Here is a 7,188-nt window from a genome sequence, read left to right as displayed (position 1 = left end):
TCTTCCACTTTTGGCGCTGGTGTTGCTGGCTTCTCTTCTTTCGGTGCCGGTGTCGCTGGCTCTTCCGCTTTTGGTGCTGGAGTCGCTGGTTCTTCCACTTTTGGCGTTGTTTCCACTGGCTCTTCTGATTTTGGTGCTGAAGACGCTGGTTCTTCCACTTTTGGTGCTGGCGATACCGACTCTTCAGCTTTCGCTGCCGATACTGCTGGTGTTTCCACAACTACTGGTGTCGTTTGTTTAACAGTAGTCCTTTGCTCTCCAGTCACAATATCTGTCTTTGTTTCAATTTCATAACTTTGACAGCTACCAGAATTATCAATCGACACTCGCTGTCTTTTGACTTCTGTATTTCCATCTTTTAGAAAAGCTTCTTCGCTAAAATACAATTTATTATTGGCAAAAATCAAATCTCTATTTGCAATACGATTTATCTCAACCAAACTATCAACAGATAGCCCTGTTGCTTCACTAATAGCACTCAGTGTATCTCCCCACTTAATTGTGTAGTGTGATAAATTGTCTATATGTTGAATATCAGCTTTTACTTCTGCAACTGTTCTGGCTACCCAAACACCATCTTGTTCATTAGCGGAAACAGTTGGAGCTAAAAAGCCCAGCCCCAATAAAATCACACCTGTCGCAACAATTGCACCAGTTCTTAATTTTCTAAAGCCACGTAGGGATAATGTCCCTCTAACATTTGTTTGTCTCATTGTTTTCCTCACTATTTTATATTTTTAAAAGGCAAAGTCAGCCACAGCAGGCTCATCTACCTTTGCAGTCTGGATAGGTATCTACAGGTTTTCTATTTATTTAAAAGCAAATTATGAATAAATTTTTATGCATATTTGAATATAGAAATTGCAAATTTTCCCTCCACTGAACTCCACGATTTTAGTATATCATATCCACCAGCAAAAGTACAAAGAAAGCGATTGAAAGCAATGATTTTCACCACTGCTTTCGGCTCTATTTTGTATTGTTAAATATCCATTCTCTATCCACCTTTCTTGAATAGAAAAACAAGATGTAGTTTTTATTCCAGAATAATTTTTTCAAACTTATTCACCATCCAGCAAGAGCTCTTTTGGTTGTTTTCTAAGGAGATTGCTTGAAGCAAGCGCCATAACGAGAACCACTAGAACCAAGGCAAGGACAAAGACGATGATAAAGTCCGATGTCTGAATGGAAATATCTAGACTCGATAAGGTCTTACTAAAGCCATCTACTTCTGCACCACCACCAAGGTTAGAGGCTTGAGCAGCCTTGCTAGCCTGTTTAGCAACACCTGAAGTCACATTGGCAAGGACAGTATTTCCGATTGCACGAGCTGTGTAGTTGGCTAAGAAGTAAGCAGAAACAAGAGCAGGGATGGCAATCAAGATAGATTCGGTGATGAATTGACCCAAGATACTTGCCTGCTTGAGACCGATAGAGAGGAGAATTCCCACTTCCTTGCGACGGGCGTTGATCCAAAGACTAAGCAAGAGTGCAAGGAGAAGGACTGAGAAGCTCAAGCTACCCCAGAAGAGGAGGTTGGCCATCTTGTACATACCAGAAATGGATTGCTCTAGAGCTGGGTAGTTAGAGGAACTCTTAACGAGTGTGTAGCTCTTCCAGTTGATACCACTGATGCCATTCAACTCTTTCATAACATCATCCAAGTTCTTGTCTGCTGTTACAAAGAAGGTTGCGTCCCCATAAATAGCTGTGTCTTCTGTGTATCCATAAAGTTTAGCAGCCGTATGTATGTCTGTGATAGCTGTATTTTCATAGAGTTCTTGTGAGTAGGTTACTGCTGACTTATTATGACCATCAAAGAGTCCCTTGATTGTCACTTCGACTGTTTCCTTGGCACCTTTTTCATTGTCTGCATCGTAGATATTAGAGTCCAGTTTAACCTTGTCCCCTACTTTCCAGCCGTATTTGGCTGCCAAGTCCTTGTGCAGGAGGATCTTGTCCTTGTCGTCGTTTGTTAAGTGCTCTCCTTCAACTAGTTTATAAGAGCCAGAGACAAACTTGTCTTCTTTAGAGGAGTCATTGACACCTGTAATCATCAAGCTACTTCCAAAATGTTTGGCACGGTCAGGAGTCAGATTTTTCTTGGTTTCTGGCGTTTCGATGAGTTCATAGCCAGTCAAATCTCCGATAGCGTTGATGCGTTTAACATAAGACTCGATGGCCTTGTTTTCGGTGATTTTTTTGATATCTTCACCCTTGATATTCCCAGCACCACGTGGCGTCCCTTGATTAACGCGACGATTGATTTGCATGGAGAAGCTATTGGTGATATTTTTAAATGTCTCCTGAGAAGCCTTGGCAGTAGCTCCCTTGATCGACAAGCCGACCAAACTCAAGCTCGCCATGAGGAGAATAATCAGGAAGATGACAATCGATTTGAAAAACTTCCTTGTAACATAGGCAAATGCGTTGTGTAACATAGGTTCCCTTTCTAGATTTTATTCTATTTTATAGTTCTAATACTCAATGAAAATCAAAAAGCAAACTAAGAAGCTAGCCGTAAGCTGTACTTGAGTACGGTAAGGCGACGATGACGTGGTTTGAATTTGATTTTCGAAGAGTATAACAGAAAAAGTTCGTATTATTTCGTCGTATTGCGAGTTTCAGTCAGTTTCTTATCCTTCAATTCAAGTGTAATATCTGACGCTTGTGCCACTTCTTTGCTGTGAGTTACGACGATGACACATTTACCTGTTTTCTGGGCAAGTGATTTGAGCAGTTCGACAATATCTCCAGCAGTTTTAGGGTCCAGATTTCCCGTTGGCTCATCCGCTAGAATAACTGGAGCTTCTGAGACCAAACTACGAGCAATGGCAACACGTTGCTGTTGACCACCTGATAACTGGAGAACATTCCGCTTGATCTGACTTTCATCCAAACCAAGCTCAAGCAGTGTATCCTTGCTCGCCTTTTTATTGACCAAGCGGATATTTTCCAGTGGAGAAAGATAATCTATCAAGTTATAATTTTGAAAGACCAGGGAAATATGGTGCATGCGATGGTAAGAATAGCCCTTCTTACGAATATCCTCTCCTTGAAAAAGGATAGAACCTTCAACAGGACTATCTAGACCAGCAAGTAGGGACAAGAGAGTGGATTTTCCTGCTCCTGACTCACCAATAATACTGTAAAATTTCCCGGGTTCAAAATGATAATTGATCTGATATAGGACTGCTTCAGCAGTGTTTTTATAACGGTAGGTAAGGTCTTGTAATTGTAATAAAGTCATGATTTCTCCTTCTTATACTCAATGAAAATCAAAGATTAAACTAGGAAGCTAGCCGCAGGTTGCTCAAAGCACAGCTTTGAGGTTGCAGATACAGCTGACACGGTTTAAAGAGATTTTCGAAGAGCATTAACTAATAGATGATAAAATTTCCTTAGGCGATTTTCTAAATAAAAATAGGAAACAAAGGGCTACAGATAAGCAACTAAGCAGAACTAGAAAAACATAGGATTCTGCAAAAGATAGGATGCTGGTTGATAAACTGCTTGCTTTGGCTAGTGTATCTTGTAAGCTTACCTGATCTCCACTTGCTAGTAGTGTTTGGAGTAGGTAAGATGTGATTGCATTTCCTGCAACAAATGCTGGAAGCAAAGCTCCGAGAGATACCAAAACTACCTCTAAACAGAATTGTAGGAAGATTGAGCTCTTGCCTTTTCCAAGTGCCAGTAAAATTCCCACTTCGTAGACCCTTTCCCTCAACCAGAGAGACAAGACCAAAATCAAAGCCCCTGCTCCAGCTATCAACATCCCATAAAGGAAGATGGTCAGAAAGGTTTGGAAGGTAGCAACTGAGTCTTTGATTTGTTCAAAAGCCTTGTTTTCCTTTTCGACTTGATAGCCTTGATTCTCCAAAGACAAGTTTTCTACCTGCTTCATGAGTTCGTCCATTTCCTTAGGATTTTCTACATAGAAGCGCGCTGCACTAACTTGAGGTTCAGTATTGCCCAAAAGGGTTTGGCTACTTTCATAGTCTGTAAAGACCTGGTTTTCACTGAAGTCGGAAGACAAGCCTGTAAATTTCTCTTGTTTTTTACCAGAGAAGATTCCGACGATTTCATACTCAACTGTGTGTCCTTTGCCAGTTTCTGACTGACCAGCTTCTAAGATAATCTTATCATGAACGGAAAGACTATTCTTCTTAGCCAACTCTTCGTGGATGATGATTTTCTTTGAATCCCCTTTTTGAAGATGTCGCCCTTCTTTTAAGTTGAAAGCCGAGCTGGTAAAGGTCACATCCTTAGATGAATCTTCAAGAGCCGTTAAGCTAACCAAATTCTTATCCGCAGCTGACAAATCATCACGCTCCACGCTCTGCTCGCCACTCACCGCTTCCTTGTCTTTTAATTTTGCGACTGTCTCCAGTTCAGGAGAAACATTTTCCAGCCCCTTAATCTTGCTGACAGATGCTAGGTCTGACAACTTAAAAGTCTGACCATTTTCTATCTTCTTAATAGAAAAAGATGTATTGAGTGATTTGTAAAGATTGGTTTCCACTGTTTTGTTGGACTTCATCAGCGTCAAACAGGCTGAAATTCCAGCCAATAGGACCAATAAAATCAGAAATAAAATAAAACTTCTCAGGCGTTTTCTGCTGACATAAGCCCAAGCTCTTTGGATTGGATTCATTTGTCACCTCCATATTTGTAAGACTATTATAAAACCCAAATATGAAATGTTTATGAAATACGAAAAAAGAACTAGAATTCTCACAAATGAGTGATTTTTCTAGTTCTTTTTGATTTACAAAGACTTTATGCAGGGAAAACTACTAAGGATCAGATGAGATCATCTATTTAAGCTTCCTCTTCATCATCTTTTTTCTTTTTGGCAAATAGCAAACCAAATGCTCCAAGAAGAGAGAGAACTCCGAATGCACCGGTAGCACGATCTGCTTTCGTACCAGTATTTGGCAATACTGCTTGCGGTTGAGAAACTGATGGATTCGTTTCTGACACTTCATTCGGCAATTGAGCAGGTACTTCAACTGTTTGACTTGGTTGTTCAGCCGGTTGAGTAGCTGGCACCTCAGCAGGGGTAACAGTATCCGGTCTAGGATTCGTATCGGCAGATGGCGTAGCTGGTCCTTGTTGACCGTCACCTGTTGGTCTAACTGGACTAACTTTCCTGAAGACATGAGTTACAACATCACCTTTAGTTTCTGTTCTTACAAATACATAATCTTCAATTTCACCATGTTCAAATGCTTCATTGGATTCACCTAATACTGCTGGAGCTTTCGCATCTGCTGGTTTCAACTCATTGCCATTTTCATCAATCCATTTAGTGATGATAAGCTGAATTTTTGGCAACTCAGTTGGTTCAGGAAGTTCACCATTTACTCCGCCTGCGAAGTCTGGTCGTTCATGAATAGGTGAGTCAGGTGTATTTACTCCTCCATTAAATTTTGGCAATTCTTCTTGAGTTTCTGGTCCTCCATTCACTCCACCATTAAATTCTGGTAATTCATGAATTGGCGAATCCGGTGCGTTTACACCTCCTGTGAAGTCTGGTACTTCTGGTTGTGTTTCTGGTTCTCCATTCACTCCACCATTAAATTCTGGTACTTCATGGATTGGCGAATCCGGTGCGTTTACACCTCCTGTGAAGTCTGGTACTTCATGGATTGGCGAATCCGGTGCATTTACTCCTCCATTGAATTCTGGATTTTCTAAAACTTCCGGTTCACCTTTTGCATAGGCAAATAACAATTCATCACGAGGAATATTATGAGTGACATTTGTTTCTGGATTAGTGATTGTTACATTTCCATCTGAAGCAACAATTACGTCTTTTCCTGGATTTGCTTTTTCCACTGATTCTTTAACTTTATCTTGTTCGTCTTTGCTTAGATTATTCAAATCTTTCACTGGAACTTTTTCGGTTGGTTTCACTGGATCGAAGTCTTGGTTGACTAACTCTGTTCCTGGAATATCGTGACTGATTCCTGTATTTGGATCGGTCACCGTTGCTGTTCCGTCGGCTCCGACCGTTACGTCCTTACCTGGGTTTTTCGCTTGGACTTTGTCTTTGACTTTGTCTTTTTCGTCTTGCGTCAACTCACTAGCTTTTTTCGCTGGGACTTTTTCAGTCGGTTTCACTAGTTCGAAGTCTTGGTTGACTAACTCTGTTCCTGGAATATCGTGACTGATTCCTGTATTTGGATCGGTCACCGTTGCTGTTCCCTCGTCTCCTACTGTTACTTCCTTGCCTGGATTCTTATCCTTGACTTTATCTGCCACTTGTTTTTTCTCTTCTGAAGTTAAGTGCGCTTTGTCTTTGACTGGAACTTTTTCGGTTGGTTTCACTGGTTCGAAGTCTTGGTTCACTAAGTCTGTTCCTGGAATATCGTGACTGATTCCTGTATTTGGATCGGTCACCGTTGCTGTTCCGTCAGCTCCGACCGTTACGTCCTTACCTGGGTTTTTCGCTTGGACTTTTTCTTTGACTTTGTCTTTTTCGTCTTGCGTCAACTCACTAGCTTTTTTCGCTGGGACTTTTTCAGTCGGTTTCACTAGTTCGAAGTCTTGGTTCACTAACTCTGTTCCTGGAATATCGTGACTGATTCCTGTATTTGGATCGGTCACTGTTGCTGTTCCCTCGTCTCCTACTGTTACTTCCTTGCCTGGATTCTTATCCTTGACTTTATCTGCCACTTGTTTTTTCTCTTCTGGAGTTAAGTGCGCTTTGTCTTTGACTGGAACTTTTTCGGTTGGTTTCACTGATGTGAAGTCTTGGTTCACTAAGTCTGTTCCTGGAATATCTTGACTGATTCCTGTATTTGGATCGGTCACCGTTGCTGTTCCGTCGGCTCCTACTGTTACTTCCTTACCTGGATTCTTAGCTTTGACGTTGTCTACCACTTGTTTTTGTTCTTCTAGAGTTAAGTGGGATTTGTCTTTGACTGGAACTTTTTCGGTCGGTTTCACTGGGGTGAAGTCTTTTACTGTTAAGTCTTTAACTGGGATGAGTACTGATTCGCCAGTTGCCTTATCCGTTACAGTAACATTGCCCTTATCATCCGCCTTAACATCGCTATTTGGATTAGATTTTTTAACTTCTTCTACCAATTTTTCTATTTCTTTTGATGTTAAATGTTCTGGATTTGGAACTACAAGTGGTAACGGTAGTTCAACGATAAAGTCAACTGCTGGATTTCCTTT

General features: G+C 41.0%; 5 protein-coding genes. All 5 read right to left on the bottom strand.

Annotated elements, in window-relative coordinates; translation table 11 throughout:
• Positions 1-713 (bottom strand): LysM peptidoglycan-binding domain-containing protein (locus tag O3601_RS09190; RefSeq protein ID WP_371472670.1); only part of this gene is annotated, 713 nt, incomplete at its 3' end.
• 348 nt (positions 714-1,061) lie between these two features.
• Positions 1,062-2,441, bottom strand: a complete 1,380-nt coding sequence (vex3, locus tag O3601_RS09185; protein ID WP_050272607.1) for an ABC transporter permease subunit Vex3 — start codon at positions 2,439-2,441, stop codon at positions 1,062-1,064.
• 161 nt (positions 2,442-2,602) lie between these two features.
• A complete protein-coding gene (gene vex2 / locus O3601_RS09180) occupies positions 2,603-3,250 on the bottom strand; it encodes an ABC transporter ATP-binding subunit Vex2 (protein WP_049512209.1) in 648 nt (215 codons plus the stop codon).
• A 126-nt stretch (positions 3,251-3,376) separates the two neighbouring features.
• Positions 3,377-4,654, bottom strand: a complete 1,278-nt coding sequence (locus tag O3601_RS09175; protein ID WP_371472667.1) for an ABC transporter permease — start codon at positions 4,652-4,654, stop codon at positions 3,377-3,379.
• Positions 4,655-4,821: 167 nt separating this feature from the next.
• Positions 4,822-7,188, bottom strand: a 2,367-nt coding sequence (locus O3601_RS09170) for an SIALI-17 repeat-containing surface protein (RefSeq protein ID WP_371472664.1), incomplete at its 5' end; no start/stop codon positions are given.

The organism is Streptococcus sp. 20925_1_69, from assembly GCF_041432365.1.
GTDB lineage: Bacteria > Bacillota > Bacilli > Lactobacillales > Streptococcaceae > Streptococcus.
The sequence above is the reverse complement of the archived record's forward strand: the minus strand, read 5'-3'. Positions and strand labels throughout refer to the sequence as shown.

Bases quoted from the DNA above. Each gene is read 5' to 3' on its own strand.
- vex3 (WP_050272607.1), bottom strand. From the start codon at position 2,441: ATGTTACACAACGCATTTGCCTATGTTACAAGGAAGTTTTTCAAATCG.
- O3601_RS09175 (WP_371472667.1), bottom strand. From the start codon at position 4,654: ATGAATCCAATCCAAAGAGCTTGGGCTTATGTCAGCAGAAAACGCCTG.
- vex2 (WP_049512209.1), bottom strand. From the start codon at position 3,250: ATGACTTTATTACAATTACAAGACCTTACCTACCGTTATAAAAACACT.